The sequence below is a fragment of the Chryseobacterium sp. FP211-J200 genome (assembly GCF_001643375.1).
Lineage (GTDB): Bacteria > Bacteroidota > Bacteroidia > Flavobacteriales > Weeksellaceae > Epilithonimonas > Epilithonimonas ginsengisoli.
Window position 1 is genome coordinate 38,047 of record NZ_LSHB01000024.1, and the last position, 14,266, is coordinate 52,312.

The window sequence follows — 14,266 nt, forward strand, 5'->3', positions numbered from 1 at the left end:
AACACTTTGTGCTCATTGATGAGTTTTAAGTTTATGCATAGCTCGTCGAAGTACCATTGCGAACCTTAGCAGGCTTTGCGTTAAAAAACCTAAGTAACCCTCGTGAACCTTGTGCAAAAACTTTGAGCTCTTTGTGGTTAAAAAAAATCCTTACATTTACTTTCATCAAGACAAATCCAAAATGCGCCACAAAATCCAAAACCAAAACCCTGATTTCAAGAACATTACCCTCGATTCCAATTCAGAAAATTACACTTTTGAAAAAGACGGCCTGCAACTGAAATCAAAATACACCAGCGAAGACGTTAAAAACAAAGACATCAAAGCCGGCTCCGCAGGAATTGCGCCTTTTCTCCGTGGCCCCTATTCGACAATGTATGTCCAAAAACCTTGGACAATCCGCCAATACGCAGGGTTTTCCACCGCCGAAGAATCCAATGCTTTTTACAGAAGGAATCTCCAAGCCGGACAAAAAGGTCTTTCCGTAGCTTTCGATTTGGCAACACATCGCGGTTACGATTCCGACCACGCAAGAGTTGTGGGAGATGTTGGAAAAGCAGGTGTTGCAATAGATTCCGTTGAGGATATGAAGATTCTTTTTGACCAAATTCCTTTGGATGAAATCTCAGTTTCGATGACAATGAATGGTGCGGTTTTGCCGATTTTGTCTTTTTATATTATCGCTGCAGAAGAACAAGGAATCTCGATGGACAAACTTTCCGGAACGATTCAAAATGATATTCTGAAGGAATTTATGGTGCGAAACACCTACATCTATCCGCCAACACCATCAATGAAAATCATCGCCGATATTTTCGAATATACTTCCAAAAATATCCCGAAATTCAACTCCATTTCAATCTCAGGTTATCACATGCAGGAAGCTGGCGCAACACCGGTTTTGGAAATGGCATACACTTTAGCCGACGGTTTGGAATACGTAAGAACCGGAATCAAAGCCGGAATGAACGTCGATGATTTTGCCCCAAGATTATCTTTTTTCTGGGCCATCGGAATGAACCATTTTATGGAAATCGCCAAGATGCGTGCCGCTCGTTATATTTGGGCAAAGCTTCTGCAACAATTCAATCCGCAGAATCAAAAATCTTTAGCTTTAAGAACGCATTCCCAGACTTCTGGCTGGAGCTTGACAGAGCAAGAACCATTTAATAATATTACTAGAACAGCAATTGAAGCTTTGTCTTCAGCTTTAGGCGGAACACAATCTTTACACACCAACGCTTTGGACGAAGCGATTGCCTTACCAACCGATTATTCAGCCAAAATTGCGAGAAATACGCAAATCATTCTTCAACAGGAAAGCGGAATTTGTGACGTGGTTGACCCGATGGGCGGCAGTCATTTGATAGAATCTCTCACTCAGCAAATGATTGATGAAGCCATGAAATTCATAGATGAAGTGGAAAAAGAAGGCGGAATGACAAAAGCCATCGAAGCCGGAATCCCAAAAATGAGAATCGAGGAAGCATCGGCCATCAAGCAGGCAAAAATTGACAGCGGAGAAGAATTTATCATTGGCATCAATTCCTTCAAATCAGATTTAAAACAAACAGAAATCGAAATCCTAGACATCGATAATACAGAAGTTAGAAGAAAACAAATCGAAAGATTAGATTTCATAAAATCAAATAGAAATTCTAAATCTGTCGAAGAAATTTTAAATAAAATCCGAGAAACTGCAAAAACAGGAGCAGGAAATCTCCTTGAACTTTGCATCGAAGCCGCTCGCAGAAGAGTCACGCTTGGCGAAATGAGCGATGCGATGGAAGAAAGCTTCGGACGTTACAAAGCCAATATCAGAACCATATCAGGAGTTTACGCAATGAATGCAGGGAAAAATGAATACTTTGAAAAAGCGGTTGCTTTAAGTCAAAAATTTGAAGATCAGGAAGGACGACGACCAAGAATTATGGTCGCAAAAATGGGACAAGATGGTCACGACCGTGGCGCAAAGGTCGTAGCAACTGCGTTTGCCGATATGGGATTTGATGTTGACGTTGCCCCATTATTTCAAACGCCGGAAGAAGTGGCGAAACAGGCTGTGGAAAATGACATTCATATTTTGGGCGTTTCATCTTTGGCGGCTGGTCACAAAACTTTGGTTCCGCAAGTGGTGGAAGAATTGAAAAAATTGGGTGCAGACGATATTACGATTGTTGTTGGCGGTGTGATTCCGCAACAGGATTATGAATTTTTATATCAAAACGGTGCGCATCATATTTTCGGTCCCGGAACCAATTTGCCAAAATGTGCTGTGGAGATTTTGGAGAAATTTCTGTCTTAATTTTTTACCAAATGACAAATCAAGAAAGAATTTTTGTTCCTAATTTTCCACCATGACAGAATTATTCGATTTTATATTAAGCTTCGGAAATCTCAATCAACAGCAGATCGACTTTATCAAAAGCAAAGGACAAGAAACTGATTTTCAGAAAGACGCGTATTTTTCAGAAGCCGGAAAAGTAGCGAATAAAGTTGGTTTTGTTGTAGATGGAATTTTACGCGTTTGCTATTACAACAACGAAGGTGAAGAAATCACAAAATATTTCATCGAGGAAAATAATTTGGTCGTTGATCTGGAAAGTTTTGACAATCAGATCATTTCCAGTTCTTATGTCCAGGCCATTACAGATTGCAAGATGATCATCTTTTCCAGAAAAGACTGGTTGGAACTTTTTCAGACCATTATTGGTTTCGATGTTATTGTTAACAAAATCATTTCCAGAGCATTGCTTCAAAAAGTAGAAAGAAGAAGTCCGTTGGTAACGGAAGATGCTACAAAACGTTATCTCAAATTTTTGGAGATCTATCCGAATGTCGTCAATAGAATTCCGCTGTCTTATGTTGCCTCTTATCTTGGTGTGACACAATCCTCACTTAGCCGGATCAGAAAAAATATTTAATTATCATTCGCTTTTTGTCATTTGGCAAATGCTAAGATCTTGAATTGATCCAATTTTACAGTATCAATTTAAAACAAGAAAAAATGACAACAGTATTAATAACAGGTGCCAATAGAAGCATTGGTCTCGAAACCGCAAAACAACTTTCACAAAAAGGTTTATTTGTCTATTTGGGAAGTCGTGACCTTGCAAAAGGTGAAACAATTGTAAAGGAACTCAATGAACAAGGATTTAATAACATCAAAGCAATTGAGATAGATGTTACCAATCAAGAATCAGTTTTAGCAGCTAAGAATATCATTGAAGATGAACAAGGAAAACTGGATATCCTGATCAACAATGCAGGAATTCTGGGAACACAACCTCAAACGGCAGCAGAAATTTCTGTTGATAATATCAAAGAAGTTTTTGAAACTAATTTTTTCGGTGTGATCAATGTAACTCAGGCATTTTTGGAATTGCTAAAGAAATCTGACAAACCGAGAATTAGCAACATCACTTCCGGACTTGGTTCATTGACGCTTCACAGTGACCCGAACTGGAAATATTATCAGGTAAAAGGAGCTGCATACGGCCCTTCAAAATCCGCATTGAATGCCTACACGATCGTCTTATCTTATGAATTGAAAGATTCAAATTTCAAAGTGAATGTCATCGACCCTGGTTACACGGCGACAGATTTCAACCATCACAGCGGTCCTGGTTCGGTGGAAAGTGCAGCAAGCTTCATCGTCAAACATACTTTGACTGAAGACAATGCACCAACAGGACAATTTTTCAGCAATGATATCGAAGATGAAACTGGGATCAGCCCGTGGTAATTTTGTAATAAAATAATAAAAAAGAGAAACTTGCGGGTTTCTCTTTTTTTATTTTAATTATTTCTTTGCATTTTCGTTCACATAAGCCAAAACCCAATTGGTTTCGTCCGCATTTAGTTTTGCTTTCGGAGCCATTCTTGCCATGATCGGTTGCCAGTCAGCAACTGTTATTTCCGAAGGAACAGGCAATCCGTGACATCTTCCACATTTCAAAGTAAACAGTTCTTGCCCTTTTTTGAGCATCTCTTCTTTGCTAAGATTGGCTGTTGCTACAGAAGTTTCCGCCTGTGTTGTGGCAGGAGCTGCTTGCTGCGTTTTGCATGAATAAACGATCACGCCCACAAGACACAAGCTGTATATGTATTTTTTCATTATTTTTGAATTTGATTTCCATCAAAAATAATTAATTTGAAAACAGTTTCTAACTCTCTGTTCTAATTTGTAACTATTCCAAATATGGCAAAGCAATTCGGTATCGACGATTACATCACTGGGATCAAAGCGTCTGACAAACGGATCCTTGGCAAAGCCATTACCCTTATCGAAAGTAAGAAACCCGAACACAGGGACCTCGCCGATCAACTTTTGAAGGCTATTTTACCCTTCACTGGAAAGTCGATTCGAATTGGAATTACGGGTGTTCCAGGCGCTGGAAAATCTACTTTTATAGAAACATTTGGAAAGCTGGCGGTTGAAAAAGGGAAAAAAGTGGCAGTTTTAGCGGTTGATCCAAGTTCATCCATCAACAAAGGAAGTATTCTCGGCGACAAAACGCGGATGGAAGAATTGGCGAAAGACCCCAATGCTTTTATCAGACCAAGTCCAAGTTCCGGATTTCTAGGTGGCATTGCGAATACAACTTACGAAAGTCTATTGATCTGCGAAGCGGCGGGTTACGATTACATTTTGATAGAAACCGTTGGTGTAGGGCAAAGCGAAACTTTAGTCAATGACATTACCGATGTTTTTCTTTTTCTAAAAATTATTGGTGGCGGCGACGAACTTCAAGGTATCAAACGCGGGATCATGGAAATGGCTGATCTGATCTTCATTAACAAAGTTAATTCAGAAAATCTTGCAAAAGCCAAACTCACCAGAACCGAATTATCGCGCGCTTTACAATTCATCACAGCGAAAGAAAAAGCTTGGAAAGTACCGATCATCCTAGGTTCAGCGCTTGAAAATGAAGGATTGACCGAAACATATGAAAAGATAGAAAGTTTGATTTCACTCAAAAACAAGAACGGAACTTTCATACAAGACCGAAAAGATCAAGCTGAAAAAAGATTCGAATTCTGGGTCAAAGAATATATTCTTGAAAAAGCTAAACGCGACAATTCATTAGAAACTTCTTACCTCGAACACAAGAAAAAAGCTTCCGAACTCAATTCAAATTCGAGTTCAGAAGCCAGAGAGTTCGTCAAAAAATTATTTGGGTCTTAGTTATCAGCAATCGAAATATTGCCATCATAACTAATTGGCTGCCTGTTGTTTGAACTTACGGACAAAAATCCGCTTCCATTTTTAAAGATTTCCAGAGTGAAAACGTAGCTTTCCTTTTGGTCCACTGTTGTAATCACAAACATTGTATTCCCTTTCTTTGTAACAGATTGTTTTACACGGAAATCCTTCGACTCAAATCTGATTCCGCCGTTACTAGCATCAGCTGGATTTGCATTGAAGGCTCTACCAAAATAAGGTAAAGCAACACTAAACAGATCCTTTTTTAAATTAAAACCATTGCCTGGATCAAGATTCAAAATTCGAGTTCCAGTCGAGCCTGGCATTGAGTTCATTACATTAATGACATCGTAATTGGTTGGAAATGCCTTGGTTGCGTTGAAATTAAATTCCTTGTTTTGAACCACAGAGCTCAAAGTCGTTGCGTCTAAGTAGGTTTGACTTCCACAGCTTATCGTCATCAAAGCTAAACCGAATATTAGTATTAAAGATTTCATTTTCATTATTTTAGAAAGTTAACATCAAGAATGATGCAACTTTTAGATGCAATAAAAACCGAAAAGTTAATGGCTATGTTCCAATTCTTTTCTGGAATCACTGAAAAGTTTCAGGATCTTATCTTCTTCATTCTCCCAACAAAGTTCTTCTGAAGCCACATTCAGGTTATGAAGATAGAAGGCTTTGCCATTTTTCAAAACGAGATTTATCTTCTCTGCAAGATGTTCGGGCGTATGGTTTTCTATGACCTCTCCTACTCCAAAAGTATTGACAATGTTCGTCATTTCCGGAAAATTGGAAACCACAACAGGAACTCGGGATTGGATGTAATCCGAAATTTTGTTTGGTAAAGAATAATAATAACTAAGACCTTTATTTTCTTCGATGCTTAAACCGACATCAGCTTTTGGTGTGATGGCCCTCAAATCAGAAGGACAGAGTTTTCCAAGGAATTTGATTTTATCTTCAACGCCGGATTGTTTGGCCAAATTCCAAAATTCTGCTTCTAACGGTCCACCGCCTGCAATCCATAGTTCGGCATTGTCAATCGATTGCATTGCGAGAATTGCTTTGTCGATTCCTCGGGAATAATTCAACCAGCCTTGATAAAGAATTACTTTTTTCGAGTTTTCTTTGGTACCTGTAAACTCGATCTTTCTTGGTAAATTATTGACAACAATTGGTTTATTGATTTCGTATTCCTTTACAAACCAATTGGCGTAGGAATTACTCGCGGTCATCATTCGTTTGATCTTCGGGACAAACGTCTTTTCGATTTTCTTCCAGACGTGTTTTACCCAACGACCTTGGATTGTTGGCATTTCTGTAAAAATCTCATGGCTGTCGAAGATAATTGGGAGGTTGAGTTTTTTGGAAATCAGATAATTTGGCATAAGCGTTTCCAGATCATTGGCCATTAAAATGGTCTTATTGTCAGCATTTTTTAAAATTTCCTTGTACAATTTCCTTTGAAATTCGATGTACGCAAAACGCAGCTTTTTGGACTTCAAATCAATCCTAAAAAAGGGATAAGGCCGTTCCATGTCCGGTGCCCCCAACCAATCACAGCCTATCAAAATAGGTTCGTAGCCATTATCATAAAGTGTTTTACATACCTTTTCCACCCGCTGGTCGGTATATAAATTATTGAAAACACTAATGATAACTTTCATTCTAATTCTTTTTTAAAATGTTATAGATCTGGATCACTGCAAGAATACCATTGGGAATGATGATCGGCCAAAGCATGCCGCTATAAATTCCGTAGATCACAAAACAAATACAACCCAATAAATTGATGGTTCTGATCGTTTTAATATCCTTGAGCAAGAAGCTTGCAACTACAAAAGCAGAAGCCAGGTAACCAACATATTCTGACCAATTATTCATCTGGTGTTTTTTGAGGTTTACAAACCTAAACAATTTTATAAAAAAATCAAGTCATAAAGTCCGTTTTTTTCTGATGGCAATCTATTTGCAAACAAATATTTAAATTTTACAATAATTAATTGTAGGATTTATCATAAAAAACATAACTTAGTGTATAATTTTTAATTATGGATTATAAATTTTCAGACGGTTTGAACCGCGTGTTCAAGCAAAGCAAAAATGAAGCAAGGCGTTTGCAGAGTGAATTTCTGAATACTGAACATTTCCTTTTAGGAATCATCAAAACTGAAAACTCTGCAAAGGAGATCCTCGAAAGTCTAAGCGCGGACCTTACCCAGATAAAGAGAAAAATAGAAACCCTGAGCTCTGTAAACTCAAATCCGTTTACAGCGAATATGGGAAGTATTTCTTTTACAAAAATGGCCGATCAGGCTGTAAAAAGATCTGAACTGGAATGTCGCCAATACCAATCTTCCGATATCAATACAGTACACCTATTGTTAGGTATTCTTTATAAACAAGAAGATCCAACGGCCAATATTCTTCAAGCTTATGATATCGATTATGACGCTGTTCAAAAAGCATACAGAACGATGTTGAAAAACACCGACCAGTTGCCACAAAACAGCGCTTACGATGATGACGAGGAGAAAGAAGAACCGTACAGCCAAATGAAAAAGCCATCGGGAAATCTTGGCGCTCAAAAGAGTAAGACCCCAACTTTGGACAACTTCGGTCGTGATTTGACTTCTCTTGCAAGAGATGGAAAATTGGATCCTGTTATAGGTCGTGAAAAAGAGATCGAAAGGGTATCTCAGATCTTATCAAGAAGAAAGAAAAACAATCCGCTTTTGATCGGTGAGCCAGGTGTTGGTAAATCCGCGATTGCAGAAGGTTTGGCTTTGAGAATTCAGCAGAAAAAAGTTTCTCGCGTTCTTTATGGTAAAAGAGTCATTACGCTTGACCTCGCAAGTTTAGTTGCCGGAACAAAATACCGAGGACAATTCGAAGAAAGAATGAAAGCGATCATGACAGAATTGGAGAAAAACCGTGATGTCATCCTTTTCATTGATGAGTTGCATACGATTGTTGGCGCTGGAAGTTCTACTGGAAGTTTGGATGCTTCCAACATGTTCAAACCAGCTTTGGCAAGAGGTGAGATCCAATGTATTGGTGCTACTACTCTGGACGAATATAGACAATATATCGAGAAAGATGGAGCCTTGGAACGTCGTTTCCAAAAAGTAATGGTGGAGCCAACTACAGTGGACGAAACCATTCAAATCCTTCATCAGATCAAAGATAAGTATGAAGACCACCACAATGTTCATTACACGGATGAAGCCATCCAGGCTTGTGTGAATTTGACAGCGAGATATATTACAGACAGATTCCTTCCGGACAAAGCGATTGATGCGATGGACGAAGCTGGATCAAGAGTCTATATCAAAAATATGAAAGTTCCTTCCGAGATCATCGAGCACGAAACACGCATCGAAGAAGTGAAGGAATTGAAACAACAAGCGGTGAAAGCTCAGGATTACCTTGAAGCGAGAAAGCTGAAAGACGAGGAAGAAAGACTTCAAATCGAATTGAATCTTGCCCAGGAACAATGGGACAAAGACGTCAAAGAGAAAAAAGAAGAAGTGACCGAAGAAAGTGTTGCGGAAGTGGTTTCTATGATGAGTGGCGTTCCAGTAACCAAAGTTGGTAAAAATGAGCTAGATAAACTGGCTCAGATGGATGATAAACTAAACGGAAAAGTAATCGGTCAAGAAGATGCTGTGAAAAAAGTGGTGAAAGCCATCCAGAGAAACAGAGCTGGATTGAAAGACCCGAACAGACCGATTGGAACATTCATTTTCCTTGGAACAACTGGTGTTGGTAAAACCGAATTGGCCAAAGTAATGGCTCGTGAATTATTCGACTCAGACGAAGCTTTGATCAGAATCGATATGAGTGAGTATATGGAGAAATTCGCGGTTTCCAGATTGGTTGGAGCGCCTCCAGGATATGTTGGCTACGAAGAAGGCGGACAATTGACAGAAGCGGTAAGAAGAAAACCTTACGCAGTCGTTCTTCTAGATGAGATAGAAAAAGCACATCCAGATGTTTTCAACATTTTGTTACAGATTTTGGACGAAGGTTTCGTAACAGATTCACTCGGAAGAAAAATTGATTTCAGAAATACGATCATCATTCTGACTTCGAATATCGGAACCAGAGACCTGAAAGATTTCGGAGACGGTGTAGGATTCGGAACCAATGCAAAGAAAACGAATACCGATGCAAGAGCAAGGTCTACAATTGAAAACGCTTTGAAGAAAGCATTCGCGCCGGAATTCTTGAATAGAATTGATGACATTATTATCTTCAACTCTCTTGAGCAGAAAGATATCAAAAGGATCATCGATTTGGAATTGTCCAAGTTGTATGGCAGATTGGAAAAATTAGGATACAGAATCGAGTTGACGGAAGAAGCGAAAGATTTCATCTCAGAAAAAGGATGGGACAAAGATTTTGGAGCAAGACCTCTGAAACGTGCAATCCAGAAATACATAGAAGATCTCTTAGCCGAAATGCTAGTCAACAAACAATTTGGCGAAGGCGAAACTGTTGTTCTGAAAGTGAATGAAGCCAAAGATGGTTTGGAAGGAGAAACTGTAAAAGAAGAACAGATAGTAAAATAATCATATTCAAATTATAAAGGCCACCACTTAGGGTGGCCTTTTTACATATTATGGAAGAATCTGCAAAAGAGTTTTTACTACAAAACATTCCAGGAATTACGCGAGAGGACATTGAGATCCTTTCGCCTTACACCACGTTAAGGACATTCAAATCTGGGGAAATCTACATCAGGCCAGGTGAGAATAACCGGAAGGTTTACTTCATAAAAAGCGGTATTGTTCGGGTATACCATTTGGAAGCGAACGGGACGGAGAAGACCATCCTTTTTCATAACAAGAAGAGTTTTTCGGAAATTATGATGGGATCATTTACAACCAGCCATCGAGATACTTTTATCAATCCATTGGTGAAACCGAACTTTTTGAACTGACTTATGACGCCATTCACCTTGGCTCACAGAAAAGTTTGACCATCAATAATCTGCGCGCCAATATGTTCTTGCAAATGATTGGAATTCTACTACAAAACATCGAGGATTTTGTCCTGCTGAATCCAGAAGAAAGATATCAGAAACACTTGGAAGCCAATACAAAAGTTCTACAGAAAGTGCCTTCAAAATATATTGCTTCACTGCTGGGAATCACACCAGTATCTCTCAGCAGAATAAAAAAGAGAATACTTAACGGAAATTAACAAACGTTAATTTTTGTGCCGAAAATTCAATCTACCTTTGTAATACCTAATAAGGTCCTCTAAAAAATCTATCCAAACACGAATGATGATAAATAGGAGGACTTTGTTTTTTATAAACCTACTACAAATCCCACACTTGGGATAAATCCTGTACTGAAAATACTGCTTCTTTCTTTCCAAAGTACATTATACATCAATCCAAATTGTGCAAATGCATTATTTCCCAACGGCTGCATATAGCCGCCACCGAGATAAAGTGCGGTCTCGTCTGTATTGAATTTATAATCTGTGAATTTTTCCTGGGAATTGATGAAATATTGCTGAAGATTAGCACCAACAAAGAAAGAACGCGCAAAATAATAATTCGCAAACGGACCAACGCCGAACATTGTCGATTTATAATAATCTGAAGTCTGCCAGGAAATATTTCCTATCACACCGCCTTCCAATTGGTCTGTAATTTTGTAACCAACTCTCGGCGAAACCTGCAGATTGAAATAGCTGTTGCTTCCAAAACCAACGCCTAATCCACCACCGAAAGTCCATCGGTTGGTTTGAGTTCCGGAACTCATTGCAATTTGCGAAAAGCTTAGAACGCTAATTAGAATTAAGGAAAGACTGAATAATTTTTTCATAATTAATGTGATTTTTATGTTGACATTTTAATCAAGGTTTGAATCTCGCAGCCCGACTTGAACGGAAATCCTTTTTTGCTGTGGTAAAGTATTGGCAAAAAAGATTGGGAGTGGAAGGCGGATAAAGCTGCCCAACTTATTTTTCTTGAGACTATCGTTTTTATCAATCCTTAAAATTATGGTTTTTTTGCCAAAGTTTTAGTTGTATTTTTGCATCCTCAAACTAAGAACTCCCGTCAAGAGTTTCGTAAAATTGAAATCAAATGAAAATAGTAGTTGGCCTCTCCGGAGGCGTAGATTCTAGCGTGACAGCTTATCTTTTGCAACAGCAAGGTCACGAAGTTATCGCACTTTTTATGCGGAACTGGAACGATGCATCGGTGACATTGGAAGATGAATGCCCGTGGATCGAAGATAGTAATGATGCGCTTCTCGTCGCACAAAAATTAGGAATTCCTTATCAGGTCATCGATATGAGCGAGCTCTACAAGGAGCGGATCGTGGATTATATGTTTGACGAATATCAAAAAGGACGAACGCCAAATCCCGATGTGCTTTGCAACCGCGAAGTGAAATTCGATGTGTTTATGAAAACGGCTTTATCGCTTGGTGCTGAGAAAGTTGCGACCGGACATTATGCACGAGTTGAGTCAACAATTGATGAAAACGGTAAAGAAATCTTCCATCTTTTGGCTGGGAAAGATAACAACAAAGACCAAAGTTATTTCCTTTGTCAGTTGAGTCAGGATCAATTGTCGAAAGCCTTGTTCCCCATCGGAGAACTGACGAAACCTGAAGTTCGTGAAATCGCTAAAGAAATTGGATTGGTAACGGCTGATAAGAAAGATTCTCAGGGACTTTGCTTCATTGGGAAAGTGAGTTTACCTACTTTTCTTCAGCAACAGCTTGTTCCGAAAGAAGGTGAAATAGTGGAAATCTTCAATGATTTTGCTGAATTTCATAAAGAAACGCCAACCTTTAATTCAAAATTAGAAGAGCTTGAATATCTGTCAGCGAAAATCAATTATAAAAAAGAGGACGGAAAGGTGATTGGCAAGCATCAAGGTGCGCAGTTTTTCACCATCGGTCAAAGCAAAGGTTTAGGAATTGGCGGACACAAGGAATCTTGTTTCATTATCCAGCGAGAAATGGAAAACAACATCATTTTCGTTGGCGAAGGCAAAAATTTCCCTGGACTTTTCCGTAAAGCTTTGAAAATTGAAAATGCCGAATTGCATTGGATCCGCAAAGATTTGAAATTGAAAAATGGAGAATCTATGGAAGTGATGGCCAGAATCCGTTACCGACAAACTCTGGAGAAAGCAACGATTCATCAATTCGAAAATGGATTCTATATGGAATTTGAAAATCCACAGTCTGCGATTGCTGAAGGGCAATTTGCGGCTTGGTATATCGGTGATGAATTGATTGGAAGTGGCGTGATTGCATAGACATCCTTAGAATTAAATATAAAAACAGGCTTTACGGACATGCGTAAAGCCTGTTTTGTTTGTACAAATCTGTGTTGACCGACAGAAAATCCAAGTTAACCTACAAGTTGGAAATTTGGAAGATTAAGGAATGCTAGTTGTGTATCATTCATACAACAAAGACATTTTTTAAAACGTAAAATTATTTATTATGAAAAAGTTATTAGCAGCCGCAGGTTTATTTTTAGCATTAACGATAAACGCACAGGAAAGACAAGACAGAGCTCAAAGACCAATCACTGAACAGCAAATGAAAGAGTTTGATAATTACAATCTTTCACCTGCACAGAAACAGAAGATTCAGGCACTTTACAAAGACCGGGAAGCCAACTTTGCAAAAAACGCACCTCGAGGCGGAAAAGGTCAAAGACCTAACGATGCTAAAATGAAGGCGAAGTTTGAAAAAGACAGAAAAGATTTTGACGGACGCATCCAGAAGATATTATCTAAAGACCAATACGTCAAGTTTCAGGCAAATCGTAAAGAACATCAGCAAAATGGTTTTAAAAAAGACGGACCAAGATCCGAGCGCAGAAAAGCATAACAGCAAAGATTCCTGATAAAAAAGTATCGAATCTATATTTCAATAGAAAGCCTCCAGAAATTTCTGGAGGTTTTTTGATCTCAATAAGTTTAGCCACCCGCCAGCCAATCTTTAAAATCCTTAACTCTGTCTCTACTTACCGTTATTTCTTCTTCCGGCTGAAACTCCAAATCCACTTTGTAATTCGGCGATGTGTGAATATTTTTGATATAATCTGAACTGATGATAAACTGTCTGTTAACACGGAAAAATTTGGAAGGCTCAAGAACATTTTCAAGTTCGTCTAATGTGAAATCTGTCGGAAAATTACGTTCTTTGGTTTGAAGATAGACGATTTTGTTCTCGCTGTAGAAACAACTCACTTCATTGATGGAAACCACTTTCAAATTATAACCGATTTTGACCAAAATCCTGGAAAGTGTCGCTTGTTCTTTTTTAACGATTTGTCTGATTTCCTGTGAATTAACAGCGCCTTGTTCCGGTAAGAACGATTTGAACTTCTCAATTGCTTTTGCCAAATCTTCTTCCTCGATAGGTTTCAGAAGATAATCGATGCTGTTGAGTTTGAAGGCCTTCAAAGTATATTGGTCAAACGCCGTTGTGTAAATGATAAAAGCTTTTGTAGAGACTTTATCAAAAATATCAAACGATAATCCGTCGCCAAGAACGATGTCTGAAAAAATCAATTGTGGATGTTCATTTTCCTGAAACCATTCGACTGACTCCTCCACAGAATTAAGGCTTGCAACTACTTCTAAATCAGAAAACAAACCCAATAATTTCTCCAGTCTTCTGACTGCCGGTTTTTCGTCTTCGATGATTATCGTTCTTATCATTTTTATAGTTTATTTGATTTGATTCGAAATTAGGTAAATTATTATTTTTCTTTGTCCATTAATTTGCGAATTTTCCGTTCCTCCCAGTCCTTTCCCAAGAAAACAAATCCAGCGTGAATCAAAACAATGATTCCCCAAATTATAACGTTGTAAAATTGATTTACTTTTATCTTCATATATCCAAAATGATGATAGAGAACATTAAATATTATCAATACAATATTTACGGCAACGTAAGAAATTAAATGGCCATAGAAACCTCTAATTTCTTTGACTCTTTTTTGTGCATTCAGATAACGAATTTCTTCATCTGAATTCTCTTCGTGTCTTCGATTTTCCATAGG

Annotated in this window: 16 protein-coding genes; 9 read left to right on the forward strand and 7 right to left on the reverse strand. The window is 38.4% G+C overall.

Features of this window, described 5'->3' with window-relative positions:
• The first annotated feature begins 181 nt into the window (after nucleotides 1-181).
• The 3 genes from scpA to AXA65_RS08415 all read left to right on the forward strand — a co-directional run bounded on the left by scpA (nucleotide 182) and on the right by AXA65_RS08415 (nucleotide 3,745).
• Nucleotides 182-2,305: a methylmalonyl-CoA mutase gene (scpA, locus tag AXA65_RS08405; protein ID WP_063969762.1), complete on the forward strand. Its 2,124-nt coding sequence runs from the start codon at nucleotides 182-184 to the stop codon at nucleotides 2,303-2,305.
• A gap of 52 nt (nucleotides 2,306-2,357) precedes the next feature.
• On the forward strand, nucleotides 2,358-2,924 hold the full coding sequence (locus AXA65_RS08410; RefSeq protein WP_063969675.1) for a Crp/Fnr family transcriptional regulator: 567 nt from the start codon (nucleotides 2,358-2,360) through the stop codon (nucleotides 2,922-2,924).
• An 83-nt stretch (nucleotides 2,925-3,007) separates the two neighbouring features.
• Nucleotides 3,008-3,745, forward strand: a complete 738-nt coding sequence (locus AXA65_RS08415) for an SDR family oxidoreductase (RefSeq protein ID WP_063969763.1) — start codon at nucleotides 3,008-3,010, stop codon at nucleotides 3,743-3,745.
• Between the two features lie 57 nt (nucleotides 3,746-3,802).
• Here AXA65_RS08415 and AXA65_RS08420 read toward each other — a convergent pair whose 3' ends face one another.
• Nucleotides 3,803-4,117, reverse strand: coding sequence for a hypothetical protein (locus AXA65_RS08420; protein ID WP_063969676.1), 315 nt, complete (start codon nucleotides 4,115-4,117; stop codon nucleotides 3,803-3,805).
• An 84-nt stretch (nucleotides 4,118-4,201) separates the two neighbouring features.
• Here AXA65_RS08420 and meaB point away from each other — a divergent pair, with 84 nt between their 5' ends.
• Nucleotides 4,202-5,188, forward strand: a complete 987-nt coding sequence (gene meaB, locus AXA65_RS08425; RefSeq protein ID WP_063969677.1) for a methylmalonyl Co-A mutase-associated GTPase MeaB — start codon at nucleotides 4,202-4,204, stop codon at nucleotides 5,186-5,188.
• Here the strand turns inward: meaB and AXA65_RS08430 are convergent.
• The 3 genes from AXA65_RS08430 to AXA65_RS08440 all read right to left on the reverse strand — a co-directional run bounded on the left by AXA65_RS08430 (nucleotide 5,185) and on the right by AXA65_RS08440 (nucleotide 7,093).
• On the reverse strand, nucleotides 5,185-5,703 hold the full coding sequence (locus tag AXA65_RS08430; RefSeq protein ID WP_165596583.1) for a DUF4251 domain-containing protein: 519 nt from the start codon (nucleotides 5,701-5,703) through the stop codon (nucleotides 5,185-5,187). The genes meaB and AXA65_RS08430 overlap by 4 nt on opposite strands.
• Nucleotides 5,704-5,769: 66 nt before the next feature.
• Entirely contained in the window at nucleotides 5,770-6,876 is a 1,107-nt protein-coding gene (locus tag AXA65_RS08435) for a glycosyltransferase (RefSeq protein ID WP_063969679.1), read from the reverse strand.
• Nucleotide 6,877: 1 nt separating this feature from the next.
• The gene (locus tag AXA65_RS08440; protein WP_063969680.1) at nucleotides 6,878-7,093 is read right to left on the reverse strand and encodes a hypothetical protein; all 216 of its coding nucleotides are present in this window, start codon (nucleotides 7,091-7,093) and stop codon (nucleotides 6,878-6,880) included.
• A gap of 167 nt (nucleotides 7,094-7,260) precedes the next feature.
• Between AXA65_RS08440 and AXA65_RS08445 the strand changes: the two genes are divergently transcribed.
• From AXA65_RS08445 to AXA65_RS08455, 3 genes are all read left to right on the forward strand, one after another.
• Nucleotides 7,261-9,783 (forward strand): ATP-dependent Clp protease ATP-binding subunit, encoded by a 2,523-nt coding sequence (locus AXA65_RS08445; protein WP_063969681.1) that lies wholly within the window; start codon nucleotides 7,261-7,263, stop codon nucleotides 9,781-9,783.
• Nucleotides 9,784-9,833: 50 nt separating this feature from the next.
• Nucleotides 9,834-10,154, forward strand: coding sequence for a Crp/Fnr family transcriptional regulator (locus tag AXA65_RS08450; protein WP_063969682.1), 321 nt, complete (start codon nucleotides 9,834-9,836; stop codon nucleotides 10,152-10,154).
• A gap of 74 nt (nucleotides 10,155-10,228) precedes the next feature.
• The gene (locus AXA65_RS08455; RefSeq protein ID WP_131797793.1) at nucleotides 10,229-10,417 is read left to right on the forward strand and encodes a hypothetical protein; all 189 of its coding nucleotides are present in this window, start codon (nucleotides 10,229-10,231) and stop codon (nucleotides 10,415-10,417) included.
• A 110-nt stretch (nucleotides 10,418-10,527) separates the two neighbouring features.
• On the opposite strand, the gene AXA65_RS08460 is transcribed toward AXA65_RS08455, so the two are convergent.
• On the reverse strand, nucleotides 10,528-11,052 hold the full coding sequence (locus tag AXA65_RS08460; RefSeq protein ID WP_063969684.1) for a hypothetical protein: 525 nt from the start codon (nucleotides 11,050-11,052) through the stop codon (nucleotides 10,528-10,530).
• Nucleotides 11,053-11,315: 263 nt separating this feature from the next.
• On the opposite strand from AXA65_RS08460, the gene mnmA reads away from it, so the two are divergent.
• Together mnmA and AXA65_RS08470 are read left to right on the forward strand one after the other, a co-directional pair.
• On the forward strand, nucleotides 11,316-12,503 hold the full coding sequence (mnmA, locus tag AXA65_RS08465) for a tRNA 2-thiouridine(34) synthase MnmA (RefSeq protein WP_063969685.1): 1,188 nt from the start codon (nucleotides 11,316-11,318) through the stop codon (nucleotides 12,501-12,503).
• A gap of 190 nt (nucleotides 12,504-12,693) precedes the next feature.
• Complete coding sequence (locus tag AXA65_RS08470; protein WP_063969686.1) at nucleotides 12,694-13,086, forward strand: hypothetical protein; 393 nt, start codon at nucleotides 12,694-12,696, stop codon at nucleotides 13,084-13,086.
• Between the two features lie 89 nt (nucleotides 13,087-13,175).
• Here AXA65_RS08470 and AXA65_RS08475 read toward each other — a convergent pair whose 3' ends face one another.
• Together AXA65_RS08475 and AXA65_RS08480 are read right to left on the reverse strand one after the other, a co-directional pair.
• The gene (locus AXA65_RS08475; protein ID WP_086048132.1) at nucleotides 13,176-13,922 is read right to left on the reverse strand and encodes a LytR/AlgR family response regulator transcription factor; all 747 of its coding nucleotides are present in this window, start codon (nucleotides 13,920-13,922) and stop codon (nucleotides 13,176-13,178) included.
• 41 nt (nucleotides 13,923-13,963) lie between these two features.
• A complete protein-coding gene (locus tag AXA65_RS08480; RefSeq protein ID WP_063969765.1) occupies nucleotides 13,964-14,263 on the reverse strand; it encodes a 2TM domain-containing protein in 300 nt (99 codons plus the stop codon).
• Nucleotides 14,264-14,266: the final 3 nt, after the last annotated feature.

Bases quoted from the DNA above. Each gene is read 5' to 3' on its own strand.
- scpA (WP_063969762.1), top strand. From the start codon at position 182: ATGCGCCACAAAATCCAAAACCAAAACCCTGATTTCAAGAACATTACC.
- AXA65_RS08410 (WP_063969675.1), top strand. From the start codon at position 2,358: ATGACAGAATTATTCGATTTTATATTAAGCTTCGGAAATCTCAATCAA.
- AXA65_RS08415 (WP_063969763.1), top strand. From the start codon at position 3,008: ATGACAACAGTATTAATAACAGGTGCCAATAGAAGCATTGGTCTCGAA.
- AXA65_RS08420 (WP_063969676.1), bottom strand. From the start codon at position 4,117: ATGAAAAAATACATATACAGCTTGTGTCTTGTGGGCGTGATCGTTTAT.
- meaB (WP_063969677.1), top strand. From the start codon at position 4,202: ATGGCAAAGCAATTCGGTATCGACGATTACATCACTGGGATCAAAGCG.
- AXA65_RS08430 (WP_165596583.1), bottom strand. From the start codon at position 5,703: ATGAAATCTTTAATACTAATATTCGGTTTAGCTTTGATGACGATAAGC.
- AXA65_RS08435 (WP_063969679.1), bottom strand. From the start codon at position 6,876: ATGAAAGTTATCATTAGTGTTTTCAATAATTTATATACCGACCAGCGG.
- AXA65_RS08440 (WP_063969680.1), bottom strand. From the start codon at position 7,093: ATGAATAATTGGTCAGAATATGTTGGTTACCTGGCTTCTGCTTTTGTA.
- AXA65_RS08445 (WP_063969681.1), top strand. From the start codon at position 7,261: ATGGATTATAAATTTTCAGACGGTTTGAACCGCGTGTTCAAGCAAAGC.
- AXA65_RS08450 (WP_063969682.1), top strand. From the start codon at position 9,834: ATGGAAGAATCTGCAAAAGAGTTTTTACTACAAAACATTCCAGGAATT.
- AXA65_RS08455 (WP_131797793.1), top strand. From the start codon at position 10,229: ATGATTGGAATTCTACTACAAAACATCGAGGATTTTGTCCTGCTGAAT.
- AXA65_RS08460 (WP_063969684.1), bottom strand. From the start codon at position 11,052: ATGAAAAAATTATTCAGTCTTTCCTTAATTCTAATTAGCGTTCTAAGC.
- mnmA (WP_063969685.1), top strand. From the start codon at position 11,316: ATGAAAATAGTAGTTGGCCTCTCCGGAGGCGTAGATTCTAGCGTGACA.
- AXA65_RS08470 (WP_063969686.1), top strand. From the start codon at position 12,694: ATGAAAAAGTTATTAGCAGCCGCAGGTTTATTTTTAGCATTAACGATA.
- AXA65_RS08475 (WP_086048132.1), bottom strand. From the start codon at position 13,922: ATGATAAGAACGATAATCATCGAAGACGAAAAACCGGCAGTCAGAAGA.
- AXA65_RS08480 (WP_063969765.1), bottom strand. From the start codon at position 14,263: ATGGAAAATCGAAGACACGAAGAGAATTCAGATGAAGAAATTCGTTAT.